The organism is Proteiniborus sp. (assembly GCF_040308045.1).
GTDB lineage: Bacteria > Bacillota > Clostridia > Tissierellales > Proteiniboraceae > Proteiniborus.
Map to the genome: position 1 here is coordinate 14712 of NZ_JAWRHZ010000012.1, position 22857 is coordinate 37568.

The following is a 22857-nucleotide window of genomic DNA, read 5'->3' on the forward strand; positions in this document are numbered from 1 at the left end:
TAGAAGTACTTATAATAAAACAAAGTCTCAAAATAATAGAAATTCATCTAATTCAAAATTGAACTAGTATGAATTTCTATTATTTTTTATAACGAATAGAAAAGTTCTACTTTAGCATTGTTATTTAGAGAACTTTCCGTCAATGAGTTTTAAGCAGCAAGTCGCTTATGCAGTGGCTCAAAAAAAGCTTCTATATAATACTTTTTTCCTAAAATAGATATTATCATAATGTAAATGAAATATTATGAAGGAGTTTGTAAAAATATGTAGAAGACATTAAAAAATAGTTTTAAGAGAGGAGACTATTAGAGTGAGAAAGAAAATATTTATTTGCCTCTTAATAATTGCCACAGTATTTATGTTTAGAATAAATAGAACTCACCAAAACGCACTTACTGATGATACAATTACTTTACATGTGGCAGGAGACAATAATCATCCTCCCTATGAATATATAGATGAAAATGGAATCTATAAAGGGTTTAATGTCGATATAATGAACGCCTTATCAATTGAGTTGGGAATAGACATTAAACTTATGCCTATGGAATGGAGCGAAGCCCTGGGTGCACTAGAAAGAGAAGAAGTAGATGCTATACAAGGAATTTCCAAGACAAAGGATAGAGAAAAGAAATTTTTATTTACGAGTCCTACTGTAATTAATTCACAAGTTATTTTTGTCATGAAGGAGACAAGCATTATTACAGAATTAGAAGACTTATCTGGGTTAAAAGTAGCATTCCAAGAAGGAGATATCAATCATGAGATTATAATGAATGTGCCTGAAGTTATTTTGATTCCAAAGAAGGACCAAAAACAAGCTATGGATGCTTTACTGAATGGAGAAGCTGACGCTTGTGTAGGAAATAAGCTTACTGGTTTGTATTATCTCCAAAGAGCAAAACAAACACATTTAGTTAAAATTGTTGGTGAACCAATGAGAACAACTGAATATGGTCCTGCAAGTTATCCAGGTAATGAAAATCTAGTTAATACACTAGAGCAGGGACTAGGAAATTTAATGAAAAATGGGACTTATGATAAAATATATAGGAAATGGTTCGGACAAGATATTCTAAACAAACAAGATATTCTTAAGATATATACCAAAGAAGTTTTAGTAGTAGTAGGTTTAATATTTTCAGTGATTTTACTTTTTATCATATGGAATAAAAGATTAAAAGCAGAAGTCTATAAGAGGACAAGAGAACTGCATGCTGCCAATAAGGATTTGCTTATGCATCAAAAGAAAATCCACAATCTTGCGTATTATGATAGTGTTACATCCTTACCTAATAGGCTTTTTTTTATAGAAACTTTAAGCAGGTGTATTACCAAGGCAGCTAAAGAGAAAAGTAGATTTGCGTTGCTTTACTTTGATTTAGATAGATTTAAACACATTAATGATACTCTGGGACACGACATTGGTGATAAGGTGTTAGATTTAGTTGGAAAGAGAGCAAATCAATTTATTAGAAAATCTGATGTTTTATCTCGAATTGGTGGAGACGAGTTTCTTATTTTAATTGACGACATAAAAAATGAAAATGAAGCAGTGCAACTAGCAAAAAAAATTATAGAAGATTTTAAGAACCCTTTTGTCATATATGCATACGAATTATTTTTAACTACAAGCATTGGCATAGCTATTTATCCAGAAGCAGGGAAAACAATTCAAGCATTAATGAAAAATGCTGACATATCAATGTACAAAGCCAAGAGTAATGGAGGAAATGGTTACTATATATACACAAAAGAGCTAAGTGAAAAGGAAATGGATAATTTAATTTTGATAAATCAACTGAGACAAGCTGAGAAAAACAATGAATTAAGATTATTCTACCAACCAATAATAGATTTAAGTACAGGAACTATAACTGGAATGGAGGCTCTTGTAAGATGGGAAAAGCCAAAAGAAGGACTTGTTAATCCAGCAAGATTTATCCCCTTAGCTGAAGAAACAGGGCTTATAGTTTCAATAGGTGAGTGGGTAATAAGAACTGCTTGTTTGCAAAACAAAGCTTGGATAAATAAAGGGTACGAGCCTAGAAAGGTTTCTGTTAATATTTCTGCAAAACAATTTCAACAGCCAAATTTTGCGGAAACAGTATTAAGGATAATCAACGAAACAGGTATTAGTCCTGGTTGTCTAGTTTTAGAAATCACAGAGTCAATAGCAATTATGGATATAGAGTATACTGTTGAAATGCTAAAAAAATTAAAGTCACTAGGAATAAATATTTCTATAGACGACTTTGGAACAGGCTACTCTAGTTTATATAAATTAAAAGAAATGAGTGTTGATGAACTTAAAATAGATAGATCCTTTATAAAAGATATAAATTTAAACACAAAAAATGAGAAAATTACAAGAGCCATTATACTTCTTGCTCATCAGTTAAACTTAAAAGTAACGGCAGAAGGCGTAGAAACTAAAGAACAGCTAGAGTTTTTGAGAAAAAATAGATGTAACAAGGCTCAAGGGTTTTACTACAGTAAACCTGTGCCACCAGATGAATTTGAAAAATTATTGAAATAGGGTTATACAGATTAAATTAATATTAGCTTAAAAGCATTCCAATTTGTCATTGCCCTTATCCTAGGCAGAAATTAATGCCTAGAAGGGGCTTTTGCTTTTTTACTTATTAATCGTAAAAAGATTCCATGGATACTCATCATAAGGCAAACTAGAAAAGTTAACCAAAGCATTAGTCATAGGATGCTTAAAAGCCACTTTATGTGCCCAAAGAGATATTTGAGTCCATTCCTTTTTTTTGACAAAAATTTTATTGTACTTGTTGTCCCCCCATATAGGTAGACCTGCATTAGAAAGTTGAACTCTTATTTGATGATGTCGTCCTGTTTTTAAACCAATTTTAAGCAAACTAACATCACCATATTCATCAGTGTTTGTTGTGTTTATGAGACTATATTTCAAAATAGCTTCTTTAGCATTTTTTGTGTCTTTAGGCACCACCTTACTCATATTAATTGTCACAAGCTTTTTCAAGTAATCCTTTAACTCATTACATGGAATAGCAGGTTTACCACAGACCACTGTAAGGTATTCCTTAGTAAAGCCTTGTTCAGATATTTGCTTTGATAAAATCCTATTAGCTTCTTTAGATTTTGCAAGAACCAATACTCCACCTACAGGACGATCAAGCCTATGAACAAGACCTAGATATGGTTTTTTAACTCCATTCTCCATTAGCTGTTTAGCTAATACACCCATTAAATCCTCATCCTGAGTTTTATCGCTTTGGCAAGGCATTTTAGGGGGCTTTTCAACCACTATTATGCTTTTATCTTGAAAAAGTATTTTTATTTTCATTCGAATTCTCCTTATATTTGTTCTATAATCAATTCTTCCAGAAAATTATATAAATATCAATGTATAAATTTAGGAAAGTATACCTATATAGTATTTGAGTTTGGGGAAAAACTGCACCTTTCAAACCATATAAGACCTTGGCAAAAATTTAACTTTGTTGAAAAATGTTGAAAATTTGTGCTATAATCAAACAATAGATTATATTTGATTATAGAAAGGGAATCGGATTAATGTATACAGTAGTAGACATAATAGACAAAATAATTGAAATCGATGAAAAATCAGTTGAACTTTATAAATTGCTTCAGAGAAATCTCACAATAAGTGATCATGCAAGACTAGTGGCAGGTGTATTTATAAGAGAGGAAGAAAGACATATAAATACCTATAAAAAGATAAAAGAAGAAATATCAAATATAGAGGAGGCACAGATAGATTTTGATATTTATGACACTATTTCTAAGATTATCTCTGCATTTAAAAATGAGCTTATTTATAAAGAAGTTTATGAGGTTAGAGAAATATTGATAGATGCTTTAGATTTTAAACAAAAACATCTTGCTCTTGTTGTAAGGATACAGGGGTTATTAGTACGGAAATCTGAAGATATTGAGAGCATTAGCTATAAGGTACTAACAAGAATTATTTATGAAGAAAAAAGACATGTAGAAATAATAGAAGCTTTTTTAAGATGATTTTATGCGAATTAAACGTGTTAATTGTTCATGATTAAATATGAGATTAAAGGGAGTCCTTATATTAAAAAGGATTCTTTTTTTGTAGAAATCAAATGCACTTTGTAGTAAAATGTACATAGCTAAGACTTCATTTTAGTGAAGTCTTAGCTTATTTTCCAAAGGAAGTGAGACATAATGATCCATAATCTTATGAATGCTATAAATACAATAGATTTTAAAGCTATTCAAATGCCAATTATAATTATAATATTTATATCTGTTTTATTATTTTGTCACAATAAAAGGAAAGATAATATTGAGATTATAGCTGGAGAGAAACTGTTTGAAAACCTAAAAAACCCTATAATAATTACTGATAGTGAAAAAAAGATTATTTATGTAAACAAAAGTTTTGAAGAGCTTACTGGATTTACTATGAAAGAGGTACTAAATAAACATCCAAACTTTCTTAATGCTGGGATTCAAGACAAAGATTTTTCACTTGAAATGAAAGAAAATCTCATGAAAGGGGTAGTATGGGAAGGTGAAGTGTGGAATAGAAAAAAAAATGGAGAAATATTTTCTAGATATTTGACTATAACAGAGGCAGAAAGACATAGGGGGAAAAGTGTAAATTATTTAGGTATATATCAAGATGTAGTAGATATTAAAGCAAAAGAAGACCAGTTCCGTAGACTGGACAAATACGACCTACTTACAGGTCTTCCAAATGAAAAGTACTTAGAAGGAATATTAGCTAAAGAGATAGACTTAGAGAGAACAAAAGATGAAAAGCAATTTTTACTATCAATTAGAATAACAAACTATGATGAAGTAGTTGCAAGCTATGGCTATAGATTAATGGATGAAGTTATAGTGAACATGAGTAAGAGGATAGGACTAGTTTTTAATGGCATAGGAATATTATTTAGAACTGGCAAAGAAAACTTTATAATACTAGGAAGTATTTGTAAAGGAATACATAATATTGAATCCATTATTGAAGATTTAAATAATGCTATTGATATTGGGTTTAGTAGTGATAGTGAAATAATTTTTATAAATATTGCAATGGGAATATTACCTATAACAAACAAACATAATAATATCAGTAAAATTATTGAAGATATAAATTTATCAACTAATTTGGCAGAAAAGAGCAATGATAAAAATTACGTGTTCTATAGTGAAGGTATAAGAGAAAAACTGCAAAGAGAAGTGAAAATAGAAGCACTGTTAAGGGCTGCAATTGACAATAAAGAATTAAGTCTATTATATCAGCCGCAAATTGATTCCAAAACTAATGAAATAATAGGAGCAGAAGCTTTAGTAAGGTGGGATAATGGTGAACTTGGGCAAGTTTTACCTTTTATATTTATACCTATTGCAGAAAAAATAGGTGTTATAAATGATATAGGAAAGTGGGTTATTACAGAGGCTTGCAAACAAAATAAAAATTGGCAAGAAAAAGGGTTACCTAAAATCCCTATTTCAGTAAATTTATCTCCTATTCAGTTTAAGAATGAAAGTTTTATCCATGAAGTAAAAGAAATATTAAATAATTGCGAATTAGAAGGAAAATATTTAGGCATTGAGATTACAGAAAGTACATTAGCTGAAAATATAAATGATGTAAATAAAAAGCTTTCTCTATTAAAAGATATGGGTATTCCAATATCTATAGACGATTTTGGTACTGGATATTCGTCATTAGGGTATCTTAGGAAATTAAAATTTGATTATATAAAAATCGATAGAGAGTTTATTAAAGATTATCCAGAAAAGGATAATGGAGCTATTGCCAAAGTAATATTAAATCTTTCCCGTGAACTTAAAATAAATTCAGTAGCTGAAGGAGTTGAAACAAAAGAACAGCTGAACTTTATTACAACTAATGGTGGAAACATTATTCAAGGATATTATTATAGTCCACCAGTCTCAGCAGAAAAAATCGAAGAACTTTTGGCAAAAAAGAACGAGAGTGCATAAATACTCTCGTTTTATATAATTATTTTCTAAGTGGTGGAGGGATACATATGCTAAACGAATTATTAAAGGCATTTTTCTTTATTTTTGCAGCAGAAATGGGAGACAAGACCCAAATATTAGCCATGACATTTGCAACACAATATAGGGTGCAAAAAGTTTTATTAGGAGTCCTAATTGGCTCGGCCTTAAATCATGGTATAGCCATAGCCCTAGGTTCTTATCTATCAAACATAATACCTTTAGATAAGATACAAATGGCAGCAGGAATAATGTTTATTGTATTTGGTCTATGGACTTTAAGAAATCATGATGAAGAGGAAGAAAAAGAAACAAGGAAAAGCTATGGACCAGTTTTAACTGTAGCTTTTGCTTTTTTTGTTGGAGAGCTAGGTGATAAAACTCAGCTTGCTGCAATGACCTTGGCTACAGATGCAAATCACCCTATTTTCATATTATTTGGAACAGTACTAGGAATGATAGCTACAAGTAGCTTGGGAATATTTGTAGGAAGCATAATAGGTGAGAAAGTACCTGAGCTTGCAATAAAAATAGTTTCTTCTGGAATTTTTCTATTCTTTGGTACTTTAAAGTTATTTCAGACAGTACCTAAAAGTTATTTATCAGAAATTAACATTATACTTTATTTTATCGCACTGTCTATTTTTGTTTACTTACTGCTGAGACCAATCTTTAAAGCAAAAAGATTAGGCAGAAGACTTCCTATGCAGGAGGCTGCAGCCACTCTCTATATTCAAGCAAATGAAATTAAGAAGGCAGTAGATAATATATGCCTTGGAGAATCTCAATGCGGTACATGTTCGGGTAGCAAATGTCTTGTTGGATTTACAAAAAGGGCATTGAAATCTGCTACAGAAGACGGTATATATATTTTACCTTCTGAATGGGAAGAACTTCCTAAACATAATGTAAAGAATTTTGAACAGGGGAAAGTGATTGAAGCTTTAGCTCTAACTATATCTCACTTAATGAATTTTGATAATAATATGGGCGAAAATTATGTAGTAAATAAAGTGAGATTGGCACTAGAGACTATAGCATTTGGAGAAACACTTTCTTTTGATGGTAATATGAATAATTATTTTAAGAATATGAAAAAAAGAAATGAGAGAATTTATTATAGAGTTAAAAAGAGAATTGAAGATTTAAATAAAGAGAATAACCAATAAAGAGCTATCGTAATATACTTAGACTTAGGAAATAAGCTATATGCCAAATATGACTTATGTTTAAAATATTATCATTAGGGAATAAATATACCGATGAGTATTATTTTTTAACATAAGGAGGAAACTAAATGGAAAGAATAGTTGGGAAACCAGCACTAGACTTTAGACTAAATGCAGTTATGCCTAATGGTGAAGATTTCGGAGAAGTTAAATTTAGTGATTATAAGGGAAAATGGCTAGTAATGTTCTTTTATCCTCTTGATTTCACCTTCGTTTGACCGACGGAGATAAGAGCCTACAGTGATAGGTACGAGGAGTTTAAAAAAGCAGGAGCAGAAGTTTTAGCCATAAGTACAGATAGTGAGCATTCTCATAGAGCTTGGATAAAGGGAGACTTAGGAAAGCTGAAATTCCCTCTAGCTTCAGATAGAGCAAGGACTGCTTCAAAAGATTATGGGGTTCTTATAGAAGAGGAAGGAATTGCATTAAGGGGACTTTTCATTATTGACCAAGAAGGTATGGTAAGATACTCAGTAGTTCATGATCTTGGAATAGGCAGAAGTGTAGATGAAACTATAAGAGTACTTAAAGCACTACAAACTGGAGGATTGTGCCCTATTGATTGGAATGAAGGGGACGAACTATTATAATTTAGAAAAAATACATGAATGGACGGTTATTTGCCGTTAATACCAGAGACGCCCAATGGGCGTCTGATTTTTTCTTAATGTTATAGGAAGGTTTTTTATATAAAGCAAAATTAAGCGAAAACTTCCCTACAGGTTATAAAAAATATGATAAAATCATAATGAGGTGGTTTAGTTGGATATTTCTTATATTGAGCAAATATTTAAAAAGCGGCAAGGAAAACCTATGGAAATAATACATAATTATGCTGTTTTAATGCCATTAGTAACTGTAAATGAAGAATGGCATGTTATATTTGAAGTTCGTTCAGAGAAGTTAGATAGACAACCAAATGAAATATCATTTCCAGGTGGAAAAGTTGAAATAGGAGAAAGCTTTAGTGAAGGAGCTATCAGAGAAACCTGCGAAGAACTAAATATTAAATATGAAAATATAACATTACTTGGAGAGCTAGATTACATAGTATCTACAAATAGTGCTGTATATGGCTTTGCAGGGCTTCTTAAAGACATAGACATAGATAGCATAAAATATAGTGAAGATGAGGTAGACCATATATTTACAGTACCATTAGATTTTTTTATAAATACAGAACCAGAAATACATTATACAAAATTAGAAGTTACTACTAACGAAGATTTTCCATATCATATGATACAGAATGGTAAGGATTATAACTGGCATAAGAAAAAGCAAGCCGTACATTTTTATGTCTATGATGACTATGTAATATGGGGTATGACTGCAAGATTTATAAAAAATTTTATAGATATATTAAATATAGTGACAGAGGACCAGCCTCTATTAAGTACTAAGCTTAAAATTTAAGAAGAAAAAGTTATCCTTTACTGTGTTCAGGATGACTTTTGCAACGTCATCCTGAGTGTTAGCGAAGGAACTATGCTTGATTTTCATCATGCTTTTCTTGTAAATGCTTTATTTCATATAATATGAAGGCACCTGTAAGTAAAGAAGCGAAAAAGTCAGCAGTTGGTCCAGCCATCCATACTCCATTTAAATCAAAGAAACGAGGTAGTATCAATATAGCTGGTATAAGCATTAAAACCTGTCTAGATAAGCTAAGTAACATTGCCTGCTTTGGTTTTCCAGTAGCTTGGAAGTAGTTTGAACTTACAATTTGGAATCCTATAAGTGGAAGCATTGCAAAGAATATTTTCATGCCATTTGCTCCAATTTTTATTAGCTCTTTATCTTTACTATTAAATAGAGCTACTAGCTGTTCAGGGAAAATCCTTGTGACAATAAAACCAATGATAGTAAATGAAGTAGCAGCTGTGATTGCAAGTAATAAAGCTTTCTTAACTCTATCGTATTTTTTTGCTCCATAGTTAAATCCTATGATTGGCTGTGCACCCTGATTAATTCCAAATATAGGCATAAGTAGTATAGTTGAAAAACTATTAATTGCTCCATAAGCAGAAATAGCCAAATCACCACCATAAGTCTTCAGACTATGGTTTAATAATGTAGTTATTGCACTAGCTGCAACCTGCATTGCAAAGGGAGCAGAACCAATGGAAAGGATTCCTTTTACAATAGGGAAATTTAGCTTCAAGTTTTCCTTCCTTACTGTAAGAGAGCTTTTTCCACTAAAAAAGTAGCTTAATACCCATGCTGCAGATACTGCCTGAGAAATAATAGTAGCTAAAGCTGCTCCCCTAATTCCCATATCAAATACTATTATGAAAATTGGATCAAGTATTGTATTAAGAATAGCACCTATTAGCATTGTAGACATAGCCCTCTTAGGATTACCTTCTGCACGTATAAAGTTATTCATTCCAAATCCTATTGTTTGAAAAACTGCACCAAGTAATATAATACTTAAATATGCCTTGGAATAAGGTAAAACCTGTGGACTTGCTCCAAAGAGCTTAAGTATTGGGTCCAAAAATATTAAACCAATAAAGGAAATAGATGCAGAAAAAACAATTAATAAAATCATTGCATTTCCCAATATCAGTTCAGCTTCCTTCTTTTTCCCTTCGCCTAATCTTATAGATATTAATGAAGTGGCTCCTATACCGACAAGCATTCCAAAAGCCATAAGTATAATCATAATTGGAAATGCGATAGTAATACCTGCCAAGCCTAAAGAATCAACGAAATTTCCTATAAAAATCCTATCTACTATATTATAAAGGGCATTAACTATCATGCCCACAATTGCCGGAATAGAAAATTTAAGTAGCAATTTACTTATTTTTTCTTCACCTAATAATTTTGCTCTGTCCATATATTTCCTCCTATACTGTTTTTAAAGTTTCAACTACATTTTTTAAGCTACTCATAAATTCATCTAATTCTTCTTCCGTTAGCACCATAAATATATTTTGTAATTTTTTTTCAAGTTCTTCATTTCTAGACTTAAAATAGTTTTTACCTTCTTTAGTTAATTGAAGAAGAGTTTTTCTTCTATCATTAGGGTCAATATGTCTTTCGAGAAGATTCATCTTTTCTAGGGAGTCAATTAAGGTGGTTAAGCTGCCTTTTTTTAAATCTAAATATTTTCCAAGTACAGTAGGAGTTATTTTACCCATGTTTCCGATTACCATTATTGTCTTATGCTGATTTTTATTACATTTATATTTATCATTATTCTTACGAAGCTCAGAACCTATTTTTTGATGAAATAATGGTAAAAATTCAAGAAAAAGAGGATATAACTCATTTAATTTTTTTTCTTTCATGATCTTCACCCACTTCGAGAAATAGTTAGAATTCTTACTATTAGAATTCTAATTACTTTTTGCTTATATGTCAATAGATGTTTATTTTTTATCATCGATATGTGGAACTTCATACACTTATATGGTAACATAGGCATGTAATAACAAAACTATATATAATGTTTTGTTATTTATGTAAATATTAACGAGCAAGTTGTTAATCAATAATAATACACATAAGGAAATCTTTTACTAAAGGTGTTTTTTATTGGTGAGAATTAAATTAGTTTGTTAAACTTTACTATAAAGGGGTATTATTTATTAAAGTTAGAAAAACTACAGGAGGAATTTATATGGAACAAGAAAAAATCAAAAGCAAAAGATCATATAAGCTGAGTAGTCTGCGCATTAAAATGACTCTATCATTAACTATATTGACACTTCTTCTATGTGTTAGCCTGAGTGCCATAGCCTTTATTAATGCAAAAGAAGCATTGATAAAAAATACAAATGACAATTTAGTTCAAGTAGCAACAAGTGCTGCAAATTATGTAGAACTTGTTTTTTCAAAAAATACAGGCAATCTAAATCAGGCAATAGAAGATATTAAATATGCAAAAACTGGATATGCTTTTATTGTAAATGAAGAAGGTAATATCATAGCCCATCCAGATGAAAGTCTAATTATGTCAGAGGAGCTAAAATACGAAAATATGAAGAATGACCCCCGATATGAGTCTTTAGTAGCTCTCTTTGAAAAAATGATAGCTGGAGAAACAGGACAAGCTTCATATATGTTTCAAGGTACAGACAAGCTAAATGGGTATGCTCCTATAGGAAATACGGGTTGGTCTATTGCAGTTACTGCACCTGAGTATGAAATACTAGCTGAACTAAATAACTTAAGATATTCTACTATACTTATTGTTATTATATCAGCAATTATAGCTATGATAGTTTCATTAATTATAAGTACATATATATCCAAACCAATAGAGGTAATAACCAAACGCGCAAAAGAAATTTCAAATTTAGATATTAGTAGAAATGTTGAAGACAAGCTTTTAGAAAGAAAAGATGAAATAGGAGTAATTTCATTAGCTTTCCAAACTATACTAGATAATTTTAGAGGTTTTGTTGGTAATGTTATGCATTTAGCAGAACAGGTTGCTGCTTCTTCTGAGGAATTGACAGCAACTTCTGAACAATCAGCTATGGCCTCTGAAAATATTGCAGCTTCATCTACAGATGTAGCTCAAAGCTCAGAAAAACAGTTAAGAGAGATATTAGATATTACTTCTTCAATGGAGCAAATATCTGCAAGCATTCAAGAAATTTACAGTAACTCAGAAGAAATCAACAGCTTAAGTAATGAAGCTTTTGAACATACTAATGTAGGTAAGAGAGATATAAAAGAAGTTATTAATCAAATGAAAAAGATAGCAAATAGTACGGACCAAGTTAAAGAAGCTTTAGCGGAGGTTACTAATAGTTCAAAGAAGATGGCTGATATGACTAACTTGATTCAAAATGTTGCAGAGCAAACAAACTTACTAGCATTAAATGCAGCAATAGAAGCTGCAAGAGCTGGTGAGCAAGGGAGAGGATTTGCAGTAGTTGCAGAAGAAATTAGAAAGTTAGCAGAAGAGTCTCAAAAGGCTACAGAGGATATACAGCAGTTAATATTAAATAATGATGAAATCATACATAGAACTAATTCGGCTATGGAAGAAGGAATGGCTAATGTTGACAAGGGAATTGACATAGTTAATATCACAGAAAAATCCTTTGAAACAATTGCTGATTTAGTAAATAAAGTTAATGCTCAAATAAGTCTAATAGCTGAATCTATAAATCAAGTAGCTAAAGGAAGTGAAAACGTAGTTTCTTCTTCTACTCAACTAGAAAATATGAGCAAAGAAGTGTCTGAGCAAATTCAAAACGTTTCTGCTTCTACAGAACAGCAAACTGCATCTATGGAGGAAATAGCTTCAGCTAGTAATGACTTAGCAAGGCTAGCTGAAGAGCTAAATCAGAACATTTCTCAAATTAAAATGTAAATAAGTATTTAAATCCTAAGAAGCAAATACAGATATTATATAATTTATTGTTTCTATAATTAGTGTAAAAAAGAAGCTAAATAGCTTCTTTTTTACACTAATTTTATTTGGTGGTATACTTTTTTACCTTTTCTAATAATTAGTCTATCATCATTAAAATTTTCTAAAGTAATCACTATACTTGGATCGCTGATTTGTTTATCTTCAACATGTATTCCACCTTGAGTTATTAATCTTCTAGCTTCTCCATTAGATTTTGTTAGTCCAACTTGAGTTAAAAGATTTAAGATTCCTATTCCTTCTTCAAATGAGGATTTTTCTAATTCAGTAGTAGGCATAGAATCTAAGTCTCCACCACTACCAAATAACGCTTTTGAGGCTTCTTCAGCTTTTTTAGCTTCTTCTTCACCGTGAATAAGTTTAGTAACTTCAAATGCTAATACTTTTTTAGCCTCATTGATTTTAGCACCTTCAAGAGCAGAAAGTCTTCTAACCTCATCCATTGGTACAAATGTTAATAATCTCAAACATTGGTCAACATCTGAATCATCAATATTTCTCCAGTATTGATAAAATTCATAAGGAGATGTTTTCTCTGGGTCTAACCATAATGCACCTTTTGCAGTTTTTCCCATTTTGTTTCCTTCGCTATTTGTAAGAAGAGTGCATGTCATGGCATATACTTGTTTATTAGACTTTCTTCTTACTAGTTCCATACCTGCAATCATGTTAGACCATTGATCATTTCCACCTAATTGCATTTTGCATCCGTATTTTTCATTTAATACATAGAAATCATATCCTTGCATTAACATATAGTTAAACTCTAAAAAGGATAATCCTTTTTCTAATCTTTGCTTAAAGCATTCAGCAGTTAACATTCTATTAACTGAAAAATGAGTACCAACTTCTCTCAAGAAATCAATATAGTTTAAATCTAATAGCCAATCAGCATTATTTACTAATATTGCTTTATCGTCACTAAAATCAACTAATTTTTCTAATTGCTTCTTTATGCTATTTACATTATGCTCTATTTTTTCCTTGGTAAGCATTTGTCTCATATCAGTTCTTCCTGAAGGATCACCAACCATGGCAGTACCACCGCCAAGCAAGGCTATAGGTTTATGACCGCCTTTTTGCATATGAGCCATAAACATCATAGCTATAAAATGTCCTACATGTAAGCTGTCTGCAGTAGGATCAAATCCTATATAAAATGTAACAGATTCTTTACCTAAAAGTTCCCTAATTTCTTGTTCATGAGTTGTTTGTGCAATATATCCTCTTTCTTGTAAAACATCAAATATATTCATTTGATTACCTCCTTAACTAAAGGTTATTTTTGTGTAAGTAATTAAAATAAAATAATAGATTCCGGATATCTATTTAATTTGTACTGATTTATTAAAAATAAAAAGGGCTTTCTCATCCTTGTAAGGACGAGAAAACCCGTGGTACCACCTTAATTCGCATCAAAAGATGCCTCTTTGTCATTATATCGTATGACCTACGCAATATTTGCATATTGAGACTCCAGAGTGTAATTCATATTTTATGTACTGAAGGTTTTTCACCAACCAACCTACTCTCTACATGTAACCATAAAATATTACTAGTTCCTTCACAGTCTATAAATATATGATTTGACATATATGATATTTCTTTTTATATTTATTGTCAAGTGTTATTTTATAAAAAATTTATTCGAATATTACTTCTTCTTTGCTTTCCCATAAACCATGAATATTACAATATGCCATTGCATAAATAAACCCTGACTTATGTAATATTACATTAGTTAGTCCCACTGGCTCTGTAAATACTCCACCTTCACCATGGGAAGAGAAATTAAAATTAGCAATCTCTACAGGGAATTTACCATCTTCACTAAAAAAATAAAGCTTAATCCATTCAATATGGTGCTCTAAAGTGTTTGGATGTTTCACTTCATCTCCAATAGACACTTTTATTTCAAATTCTTTTCCTTCACTTATTTTCTTAGGAAGATGAATTACTGGAACATGTTTTTCATTCTTGAAATCGCCTGTTTGTAACAGTTGACCTAAGCTTTGCATATATACATTCCTCCTGTTTATAATAATATATTCTTAATAAATAAAAAATTTATTACTTTATAGCATTCCCAATATGAGTCAAAATAAAAAAGAACCCTTAATTACTAAGGATTCTTTTCTTAAGCATGATTTCTGTTTACTTATAAACTTTATTATTCAACTATTAATTCTGCAGAGTTTTCCCATAAGCCATGAATGTTGCAATAGCTTACAGCATGGATTGTACCTGATTTATTCACTTTTATTTTATTTACTACTGTTGGTTCAGTAAATATTTCTCCTTCGCCATGAGCAGTAAAGCTATAATTACCTACTTCTACAGGGAATTTTGCACCCTCAGGTAAGAAAAACACTTTAATCCAAGAAATATAGTGTTCTTGTGTATTTGGATGAGAAATTTCCTCACCGACTAAAACCTTTATTTCAAACTCTTCTCCAGCTTTTACTTTTTCAGGAATATGTATTACTGGAACGTGTTTTTCACCTTTCCAATCTCCGGATTGCAAAAATTGACCTAATGACTTCATACTATTGTTACCTCCTCAATGTTTATCTAATATTTATTATTTATTCACAATATACCCATCTATTTTTGAGTAAAACAAAAAAATGTTAAAAAGTACACATTTAATAGTTAGTAAAAAGTTTTTCTTTTTGGTAAAATATATATGAAGACATTACATAGGAGAGATAGTATGGCAAATATAGAACTAATTGCAACATCAACATTTGGATTGGAAGCAGTAGTAAAAAGAGAAGTAGAGCAACTGGGATATAAAAAAATAACAGTAGAAAATGGAAAGGTTACTTTTAGTTGTGATGAATCCGGGATACCTAGAACAAACTTATGGCTAAGGACTGCTGATAGAGTTTTATTAAAAATGGGAGAATTTAAAGCTTTATCCTTTGAGGAGCTTTTTCAAGGCACCAAGGCTCTTCCTTGGGATGAATGGATAACAGAAGATGGCGAATTCACTGTCACTGGAAAATCAGTAAATTCTAAACTTTTTAGTGTATCAGATTGTCAGGCTATAGTAAAGAAAGCAGTAGTTGAAAAGCTAAAAGAAAAATATAAAACAGAATGGTTTAAGGAAGATGGACCAAAATACACTATTCAGGTGTCTATTCTCAAAGACATAGCCACGCTTACAATAGATACTAGTGGAGAGGGATTACATAAAAGAGGATATAGAGTAGAAAATGTAGAAGCTCCTATTAAGGAAACATTAGCAGCTGCTATTGTCAGTTTAAGCTATTGGAATTCAAATAGAATATTATTAGACCCTTTTTGTGGCTCTGGTACTATACCTATAGAAGCGGTCATGCTCGGTAAAAATATAGCTCCAGGTTTGCAAAGAAGTTTTGCTTCTGAAGAGTGGCCAAGAATAGGAGCTACTTTATGGAAAGAGGCAAGAAAAGAGGCTTTTAAGGCTATAAATCAAGATTTAGATATCAATATTTATGCCTCAGACATTAATCCTAAAGCAGTGGAGGCTGCTAAGGAAAATGCTTATGAAGCAGGAGTAGACGATTGTATAACTTTTGATGTCAAGGACATGTCTGATATAGACATTAAGAATAACTATGGAGTTATTATATGCAATCCTCCTTATGGAGAAAGATTGGGAGATAAAAAAGAAGTCGAAGAACTATATAGGAAAATGGGTAAAGTATTTAATAAATTAGATACGTGGTCTATTTATGTAATTACATCAAATGAAGAATTTGAAAAACTCTATGGTAAAAAGGCAGATAAGAAAAGAAAGCTATTTAATGGCAGGATAAAGGTAGATTATTATCAGTATTATGGACCTAGACCTGTCTAAGAATATAAATTAAAGGGGGTTTTACCGTGATAGTATCACACAAAAATGATGTAAAAGCAATAAAAATTGAAAACCCGCAAGCAAAAGATGCAGCAATGAAAGTATTAGTATCACCCACAGAAGGGTGGGAAGGTTATGTAATGCGTATTTTAGAAGTTGGAGTAGGAGGTTATACTCCAAAGCATAGTCATCCTTGGCCACACATAAACTATATTATCAGTGGAAAAGGAAGACTACATCTAGATGGGAAGGATATAGAAGTAGAAGCAGGCTCATTTGCCTATGTTCCATCAGATACGGAGCATCAGTTTTCGAATGTTGGAAATGAGAAATTTGAATTTATTTGCATAGTGCCAGAAGAAGGACACAAATAAAAAAAGAGAGATCCTTCATTCATTCAGGATGACAAATAAACTGTCATCCTGAATTTTATAGTCATATTGAGCGTAGAGAAGGATCTTATGTTATCATAGTTAAGAAAGCCGTTCCATATGGTTATTTAAAACCACATAGAACGACTCATTATTTAAGTGACTTATGCACCCATGAACATATTCATGTCATCTTCTACATTAGTGATTCCACCAATTCCAAATGTTTCAACTAATACTTTAGCTACATTTGGTGATAGAAATGCTGGTAGAGTTGGTCCTAAGTGAATATTTTTAACTCCTAGATATAGAAGAGCTAATAATACGATTACAGCTTTTTGCTCATACCATGCAATGTTATATGATATTGGAAGCTCATTTACATCATTTAATTCAAATACTTCTTTTAATTTTAGTGCAATTACAGCTAGTGAATAAGAGTCATTACATTGTCCTGCATCTAGTACTCTTGGAATTCCGCCAATATCTCCTAGCTCAAGCTTATTATATTTGTATTTTGCACAGCCAGCTGTAAGGATTACAGTATCCTCTGGTAAAGCTGCTGCAAATTCTGCATAATAATCTCTTGATTTCATTCTTCCGTCACAGCCTGCCATAACGAAGAATCTTTTTATTGCTCCTGATTTAACAGCGTCTACAACCTTATCAGCAAGACTTAGTACAGTATTGTGAGCAAATCCTCCAACTATTTCACCTGTTTCTATTTCTGTAGGAGAAGCACATTTTTTAGCATGTTCAATTACTTGAGAGAAATCTTTTTTTCCATTAGCATCTGGTGTTATATGTGTTAATCCGTCAAAACCTACGGAACCAGTAGTATAAACTCTATCTTTATATGAATCCTTTGGAGGAACTAAACAATTTGTAGTTAGTATTATAGGACCATTGAAGCTATCAAATTCTTTATCTTGCTTCCACCAAGCATTTCCATAGTTACCTGCAAAATGAGAGTGTTTTTTAAATGCGGGGTAATAGTGAGCAGGCAACATTTCACCGTGAGTATATACATCTACTCCAGTTCCTTCGGTTTGTTTTAATATTTCTTCAAAATCCTTTAAGTCATGTCCACTTACTAATATAGCAGGGTTATTTCTTACACCTATATCTACTTTAGTTATTTCAGGATGTCCATAAGTGTTAGTGTTAGCTTTGTCTAATAAAGCCATTACATCTACACCAAATTTCCCACACTCCATTACAAGTGCTACTAGTTCATCTGCTGTTAGACTATTATCAGTAGTAGCTACTAAAGCTTTACCTATAAATGCATATATATTATTATCTTCATAGCCTAGGTTAAGAGCATGTTCTGCATATGCAGCCATACCTTTAAGTCCATATGTTAATAATTCTCTTAAGGATCTTACATCTTCATTTTCTGTTGATAAAATTCCTACATATTTAGATTTTTCATCAAATAATTCTTCTGAATCAGAATACCATGTTGCAGAATCGTGTTTAATATCTGAAATGCTTCCTCCAGCTTTTACTATTGATTCTTTAATTTCATCTCTAAGTTTTAATGATTCTTTTATTTTAGCAACAAAACGAGCTTTATCAAAGTTTGCATTAGTTATAGTCATGAAAAGACTTTCGATTATAAAGCGGTCAGTTTTTTCTGTACTTAACCCTAATTCTTTAGCTTTATTATTGTAAAATGAAATACCTTTTAGTGAATAGATTAACAAGTCTTGCAGATTAGCTACATCTGCTGTTTTTCCACAAACTCCTCTAAGTGTACACCCAGTTCCTTTAGAAGTTTCTTGACATTGATAACAAAACATACTCATTAAAAATCCTCCCTTTATTAAGTAATATTTATATTTGAAAATAATATTAAACCAAGGTTACTACATATATAATAAAAGAAAACAAATGATAAAACCGTGATTGGTATCAAATAAAAATGTGATATATGTCACGAAAAAAGCATAAAGATGACTTCATTGGGTATATTTTAATTACAATTAAAGGAGGTGCCATTATGAGTGTATATACCAAAACAGGGGACAAAGGTCAAACTAGTCTTTTTGACAATAAAAGAGTAGATAAGGATGATTTAAGAGTAGAAAGCTATGGTACAATAGATGAACTAAACACTTTTCTAGGGCTGTCAAAGAACTATATAGAAGACAAGGACATATACAAGCTTATACATCAAATACAAAGGAAGTTATTCGACATAGGGGCTGAACTTGCAACAGAAGATGAATTAAAAAAACCAGTCACAATAAAAGAAGAGGATGTAGTCTTTTTAGAGAATAAGATAGATAAATATACAGAAAGAATAAAAAAACCTGATTATTTTATAATACCAGGTGCAGGTAAAGCTTCAGCATTCCTACATGTAGCTAGAACTGTTTGTAGAAGAGCTGAAAGAAGAATAATTACTTTGTCAAAGGGAGCAAAGGTTAATTATCATTTAATTAAATATATAAATAGATTATCAGATTTAATATATATACTTGCAAGATGTACAGAAGATGGATTTGAAGAAGTAAAATTTAACTAATAAAAAAGGCTTCTATGAAATCGTTATAAATTAGCCTTTTTTGAAACTCATTCACGAAAGTTCTTTTATATAGGATGCTAAAGTAGAACTTCCCTATTTGTTATAAAAAAAGCAGAGCTATAATAATTGGATATGCTCCCTTCATGTTAACAGTTTTTTTATTACAGCTGTCTGCCATAAAGAGAGCATATCAACTAGATTCTCATTTTTATTAATAGTAACTATTAAATTGAGTCATAAAACCTATCCCGACAACAACAGCGATAATTATACCGATAACTGCCATTACAAGTCCTACTATAATTAAGATACCTTGCAATTTCATATAAGAACCTAAGCTTTCAAAAATTCCATTGATTTCTCTTGCATCTCCTTCTAAATACCTATCAATTGACGTTTTAGCATTTCTAAGCTTTACTCCTAGTATAATTTGAATGATTCCAGGAATTAGAGAAATTCCAAATGTACCTATGGCACCTAAACATGTAAGTGCACCAGTAATAATAGTCATAATACCCACAAATCCGGACCATTTTCTCAAAGCCTCTAGAAAACCTCTATCTGGAGTAGTGTATGTAGTTTGATTTAAGTTATCCAATAGATTCACCTCCCTTATGATTATAATATGATTATAATTAGATTATATATAACAATATCTCATATATCAAATAAAAACTGAATTACAGAAAATATCAAAAAAATAAATAAACCCCTTTTTCACCATATATATTTTCTGTATATAGAAAAATAATATAATTATGATATAATACAATAAATAATTATTTTAATTACATGCAACATGTGAATTTTAGCATAGATTATTTAATATAGTATAAGATATGAATTATTTAGATATTTTAGTATGTTAAAGGTCTTATTTATTTGCATTTTATTGTAAATAAAGGGGGGAACGAATGTGATACAAGAACCTAAGAGAATATTTATTAGCCAAAAAATTAAAAGTGATGAGAGACTTTCTTATGAAGCATTAGATGGTATGGTGGATTGGGTACGTGTTATTGATAGAAATGGAATTATTATTTATGCCAATAAATCAATGGAAGAATCATTAGGTAAGGATATCGTTGGAAAAAAATGCTACTCTGTTCTTGGAAAAGGTTGTGCTTGCGCAAGATGTATTACTGAAACTACAATAAATACTGGAGAAATAGTTGAGAAAGAGGAAATAATAGGTGATAGGATATTTTCTGTTAAGAGTTCACCAGTTAAGGATTTAGATGGTAACATTTATGCTGCTGTAGAGGTGTTTAGAGATGTTACAAGAGAAAGGAAGCTTGAGAAAGAGATAATTAAAAAGAATGAAAAGATGAGCAACGATTTATCTTTTGCTAGAACTATTCAGAAAAAAATACTGCCTAAAAAGGGTATTTTAGGTTCGCTAAAAATAGATTATTTATATTTTCCTTCTGAAATGTTAAGTGGAGATATTTTTGACATAAACAGGATAAATGAAAATCTCACTGGTGTTTACATTAGTGATGTAGTAGGGCATGGGATTACTGCATCAATAATGACAATGTTTATTAGACAGACAATGAAATCAATAAAATATGATTATTTAGATCCAAGTGAAGCAATTAGCGAGCTACACAAGAGATTTCTAGATTTAAATCTTGACTCAGATAAATATTTTTCTATATTTTATGGTATTTTAGATAAAAGAGATAATAGCTTTAAATATGTTAATGGAGGACATAATTGTATTCCTTTACATATTAATGATAATGGAGTAGATTTCCTAGAGGCTAAAGGCTATCCTATTACTTGTTTGTTTGACAATATTAAATATGAGGAGAAATGTGTTAAGCTTCAAAAAGGAGATAAATTATTGTTTTATACAGACGGAGTAATCGAGACTAGGAATGAAAAAGGAGAATTATTTGGTTTTGATAGATTGATAGACATATCAAATAAAAATAAAGATAATCTTTTAAATGCCATAGAAAAAAGTCTCAATGAATTTAAGTACAAAGATATAGATGATGATTTCGCATTATTGACTGTTGAATTAATGAAATAGAAAGCTGGGCGACCAGCTTTTTTCTATGATTTACACCTTAATTTTAAATTTCCAAAGGGGGATTAAGATGAAAAATATCTTTTTAGACTATTCAAATTCAATGGTATCAAAAACAGAAATCGAGAATATTAAAGAAAAAGTATTTATTGCGCATGATGCTATACATAATAAATCAGGTCTTGGGAAAGAGTTTTTAGGCTGGGTTGATTACCCTGTAGAATATGATAGAGAAGAGTTTGAAAGGATAAAGAAGGCTGCTTTCAAAATAAAAAACAATTCTCAAGTCTTATTAATAATTGGTATAGGAGGTTCATATTTAGGAGCAAGAGCTGCAATTGAGGCTTTAAATCATTCTTTTTATAATTTGATTCCACATATTAAGAGAAAGACACCGGAGATATACTTTGTTGGAAATAACATCAGTAGTAAATACTTAGCAGATTTATTAGATATTGTCGAGGAGAAGCACATAAGTATTAATGTCATATCAAAATCGGGTACTACTACAGAACCTGCTATTGCCTTTAGAGTATTGAAAAAGTACATGGAGAATAAATATGGGAAAGGAGAGGCAGCAAAAAGAATATATGTGACAACTGATAAAGAAAAAGGGGCACTGAGAAAGCTTGCAGTCGATGAAGGCTATGAAACCTTTATTATACCTGATAATGTTGGCGGTAGGTTTTCCATTTTCACCCCAGTGGGAATGTTGCCAATTGCGGTTTCAGGTATAGATGTTGATTCAATAATGGAGGGAGCAAGTGCTGCTAGGGAAGAATATAGTCTTAAAGACATAGAAAAAAATCACTGTTATTTATATGCAGCCCTTAGAAATATACTTTATAGAAATGGGAAAACAATAGAGATATTGGCCAATTATGAGCCTTCTATGCATTATACAGCAGAATGGTGGAAGCAGCTTTATGGAGAAAGTGAAGGTAAGGACGGAAAGGGGATATTTCCTGCTTCAGTTGAGTTTTCAACAGATCTTCACTCTTTAGGACAGTACATACAAGAGGGTAGAAGAATTCTATTTGAAACAACTATTAATATTGGGAATACAGCAAAAATAATAGAAATAGAAAGAGAGAGTCCAGACATTGATGGACTTAATTATCTAGCGGGAAAAACTATGCACTATGTAAATGAAAATGCATTTAAAGGAACGGTTTTAGCTCATACAGATGGAGGAGTTCCTAATCTAATAATAAATTTACCAGAAATAAATGAATACTACTATGGAAAGTTAATATATTTTTTTCAAAAAGCATGTGCCATAAGTGGGTACTTATTGGGAGTAAACCCCTTTAATCAACCTGGAGTTGAGGCATATAAGAAAAATATGTTTGCACTATTAGGTAAACCTGGATATGAAGAACTAAAAAAAGAGTTGGAAAACAGAAAATTAAATAATTGAAAGAAG

At 31.1% G+C, this 22857-nt stretch carries 20 protein-coding genes and 1 other annotated feature; of the genes, 12 read left to right on the forward strand and 8 right to left on the reverse strand.

The genetic code is table 11. The annotated features are described in order from the left end of the window. Positions 1–310: 310 nt before the first annotated feature. A complete protein-coding gene (locus tag ABV008_RS01865; protein ID WP_352418113.1) occupies positions 311–2539 on the forward strand; it encodes an EAL domain-containing protein in 2229 nt (742 codons plus the stop codon). A gap of 99 nt (positions 2540–2638) precedes the next feature. Here the strand turns inward: ABV008_RS01865 and ABV008_RS01870 are convergent, their stop codons facing one another. Next, complete coding sequence (locus ABV008_RS01870) at positions 2639–3334, reverse strand: RluA family pseudouridine synthase (protein WP_352418114.1); 696 nt, start codon at positions 3332–3334, stop codon at positions 2639–2641. A gap of 230 nt (positions 3335–3564) precedes the next feature. Between ABV008_RS01870 and ABV008_RS01875 the strand changes: the two genes are divergently transcribed. From ABV008_RS01875 to ABV008_RS01895, 5 genes are all read left to right on the forward strand, one after another. Continuing rightward, entirely contained in the window at positions 3565–4029 is a 465-nt protein-coding gene (locus tag ABV008_RS01875; RefSeq protein ID WP_352418115.1) for a hypothetical protein, read from the forward strand. 192 nt (positions 4030–4221) lie between these two features. Further along, positions 4222–6000: a sensor domain-containing protein gene (locus tag ABV008_RS01880; RefSeq protein ID WP_352418116.1), complete on the forward strand. Its 1779-nt coding sequence runs from the start codon at positions 4222–4224 to the stop codon at positions 5998–6000. Positions 6001–6047: 47 nt separating this feature from the next. Continuing rightward, a complete protein-coding gene (locus ABV008_RS01885; RefSeq protein WP_352418117.1) occupies positions 6048–7187 on the forward strand; it encodes a TMEM165/GDT1 family protein in 1140 nt (379 codons plus the stop codon). A 128-nt stretch (positions 7188–7315) separates the two neighbouring features. Beyond that, entirely contained in the window at positions 7316–7837 is a 522-nt protein-coding gene (locus tag ABV008_RS01890) for a peroxiredoxin (RefSeq protein ID WP_352418118.1), read from the forward strand. Positions 7838–8009: 172 nt separating this feature from the next. Continuing rightward, complete coding sequence (locus ABV008_RS01895; RefSeq protein WP_352418119.1) at positions 8010–8663, forward strand: NUDIX hydrolase; 654 nt, start codon at positions 8010–8012, stop codon at positions 8661–8663. 70 nt (positions 8664–8733) lie between these two features. On the opposite strand, the gene ABV008_RS01900 is transcribed toward ABV008_RS01895, so the two are convergent. Continuing rightward, positions 8734–10092 (reverse strand): MATE family efflux transporter, encoded by a 1359-nt coding sequence (locus ABV008_RS01900; RefSeq protein ID WP_352418120.1) that lies wholly within the window; start codon positions 10090–10092, stop codon positions 8734–8736. A gap of 10 nt (positions 10093–10102) precedes the next feature. Then, on the reverse strand, positions 10103–10546 hold the full coding sequence (locus ABV008_RS01905; RefSeq protein WP_352418121.1) for a MarR family winged helix-turn-helix transcriptional regulator: 444 nt from the start codon (positions 10544–10546) through the stop codon (positions 10103–10105). Positions 10547–10878: 332 nt separating this feature from the next. Between ABV008_RS01905 and ABV008_RS01910 the strand changes: the two genes are divergently transcribed. Next, positions 10879–12585, forward strand: a complete 1707-nt coding sequence (locus ABV008_RS01910; RefSeq protein ID WP_352418122.1) for a methyl-accepting chemotaxis protein — start codon at positions 10879–10881, stop codon at positions 12583–12585. A gap of 92 nt (positions 12586–12677) precedes the next feature. Here ABV008_RS01910 and tyrS read toward each other — a convergent pair whose 3' ends face one another. The 3 genes from tyrS to ABV008_RS01925 form a co-directional block, all read right to left on the reverse strand. Continuing rightward, positions 12678–13901: a tyrosine--tRNA ligase gene (gene tyrS / locus ABV008_RS01915; protein WP_352418123.1), complete on the reverse strand. Its 1224-nt coding sequence runs from the start codon at positions 13899–13901 to the stop codon at positions 12678–12680. A 119-nt stretch (positions 13902–14020) separates the two neighbouring features. Next, positions 14021–14222, reverse strand: a binding site (T-box leader). A 66-nt stretch (positions 14223–14288) separates the two neighbouring features. After that, positions 14289–14663, reverse strand: coding sequence for a class II SORL domain-containing protein (locus tag ABV008_RS01920; protein WP_352418124.1), 375 nt, complete (start codon positions 14661–14663; stop codon positions 14289–14291). 152 nt (positions 14664–14815) lie between these two features. Further along, positions 14816–15190 carry a class II SORL domain-containing protein gene (locus ABV008_RS01925; protein ID WP_352418125.1) on the reverse strand — a complete coding sequence of 125 codons (375 nt, stop codon included), beginning with the start codon at positions 15188–15190 and terminating at the stop codon, positions 14816–14818. Positions 15191–15358: 168 nt separating this feature from the next. Between ABV008_RS01925 and ABV008_RS01930 the strand changes: the two genes are divergently transcribed. Both ABV008_RS01930 and ABV008_RS01935 read left to right on the forward strand, forming a co-directional pair. Further along, the gene (locus ABV008_RS01930) at positions 15359–16489 is read left to right on the forward strand and encodes a THUMP domain-containing class I SAM-dependent RNA methyltransferase (RefSeq protein WP_352418126.1); all 1131 of its coding nucleotides are present in this window, start codon (positions 15359–15361) and stop codon (positions 16487–16489) included. A 26-nt stretch (positions 16490–16515) separates the two neighbouring features. Next, the gene (locus ABV008_RS01935) at positions 16516–16863 is read left to right on the forward strand and encodes a cupin domain-containing protein (protein WP_352418127.1); all 348 of its coding nucleotides are present in this window, start codon (positions 16516–16518) and stop codon (positions 16861–16863) included. 161 nt (positions 16864–17024) lie between these two features. On the opposite strand, the gene hcp is transcribed toward ABV008_RS01935, so the two are convergent. After that, complete coding sequence (gene hcp, locus ABV008_RS01940) at positions 17025–18671, reverse strand: hydroxylamine reductase (RefSeq protein WP_352418128.1); 1647 nt, start codon at positions 18669–18671, stop codon at positions 17025–17027. Between the two features lie 194 nt (positions 18672–18865). Between hcp and ABV008_RS01945 the strand changes: the two genes are divergently transcribed. Then, entirely contained in the window at positions 18866–19393 is a 528-nt protein-coding gene (locus ABV008_RS01945) for a cob(I)yrinic acid a,c-diamide adenosyltransferase (RefSeq protein ID WP_352418129.1), read from the forward strand. A 211-nt stretch (positions 19394–19604) separates the two neighbouring features. Here the strand turns inward: ABV008_RS01945 and ABV008_RS01950 are convergent, their stop codons facing one another. Continuing rightward, complete coding sequence (locus tag ABV008_RS01950; protein ID WP_352418130.1) at positions 19605–19991, reverse strand: DUF5362 family protein; 387 nt, start codon at positions 19989–19991, stop codon at positions 19605–19607. A 318-nt stretch (positions 19992–20309) separates the two neighbouring features. Between ABV008_RS01950 and ABV008_RS01955 the strand changes: the two genes are divergently transcribed. Both ABV008_RS01955 and ABV008_RS01960 read left to right on the forward strand, forming a co-directional pair. Next, on the forward strand, positions 20310–21434 hold the full coding sequence (locus ABV008_RS01955; RefSeq protein WP_352418131.1) for a SpoIIE family protein phosphatase: 1125 nt from the start codon (positions 20310–20312) through the stop codon (positions 21432–21434). 67 nt (positions 21435–21501) lie between these two features. Then, positions 21502–22851 (forward strand): glucose-6-phosphate isomerase, encoded by a 1350-nt coding sequence (locus tag ABV008_RS01960; protein WP_352418132.1) that lies wholly within the window; start codon positions 21502–21504, stop codon positions 22849–22851. Positions 22852–22857: the final 6 nt, after the last annotated feature.

What these genes read in the sequence shown, in the direction of transcription:
- ABV008_RS01870 (WP_352418114.1), bottom strand. Translation starts at nt 3,334, where the DNA reads ATGAAAATAAAAATACTTTTTCAAGATAAAAGCATAATAGTGGTTGAA.
- ABV008_RS01875 (WP_352418115.1), top strand. Translation starts at nt 3,565, where the DNA reads ATGTATACAGTAGTAGACATAATAGACAAAATAATTGAAATCGATGAA.
- ABV008_RS01880 (WP_352418116.1), top strand. Translation starts at nt 4,222, where the DNA reads ATGAATGCTATAAATACAATAGATTTTAAAGCTATTCAAATGCCAATT.
- ABV008_RS01885 (WP_352418117.1), top strand. Translation starts at nt 6,048, where the DNA reads ATGCTAAACGAATTATTAAAGGCATTTTTCTTTATTTTTGCAGCAGAA.
- ABV008_RS01900 (WP_352418120.1), bottom strand. Translation starts at nt 10,092, where the DNA reads ATGGACAGAGCAAAATTATTAGGTGAAGAAAAAATAAGTAAATTGCTA.
- ABV008_RS01905 (WP_352418121.1), bottom strand. Translation starts at nt 10,546, where the DNA reads ATGAAAGAAAAAAAATTAAATGAGTTATATCCTCTTTTTCTTGAATTT.
- ABV008_RS01910 (WP_352418122.1), top strand. Translation starts at nt 10,879, where the DNA reads ATGGAACAAGAAAAAATCAAAAGCAAAAGATCATATAAGCTGAGTAGT.
- tyrS (WP_352418123.1), bottom strand. Translation starts at nt 13,901, where the DNA reads ATGAATATATTTGATGTTTTACAAGAAAGAGGATATATTGCACAAACA.
- ABV008_RS01920 (WP_352418124.1), bottom strand. Translation starts at nt 14,663, where the DNA reads ATGCAAAGCTTAGGTCAACTGTTACAAACAGGCGATTTCAAGAATGAA.
- ABV008_RS01925 (WP_352418125.1), bottom strand. Translation starts at nt 15,190, where the DNA reads ATGAAGTCATTAGGTCAATTTTTGCAATCCGGAGATTGGAAAGGTGAA.
- ABV008_RS01930 (WP_352418126.1), top strand. Translation starts at nt 15,359, where the DNA reads ATGGCAAATATAGAACTAATTGCAACATCAACATTTGGATTGGAAGCA.
- hcp (WP_352418128.1), bottom strand. Translation starts at nt 18,671, where the DNA reads ATGAGTATGTTTTGTTATCAATGTCAAGAAACTTCTAAAGGAACTGGG.
- ABV008_RS01945 (WP_352418129.1), top strand. Translation starts at nt 18,866, where the DNA reads ATGAGTGTATATACCAAAACAGGGGACAAAGGTCAAACTAGTCTTTTT.
- ABV008_RS01960 (WP_352418132.1), top strand. Translation starts at nt 21,502, where the DNA reads ATGAAAAATATCTTTTTAGACTATTCAAATTCAATGGTATCAAAAACA.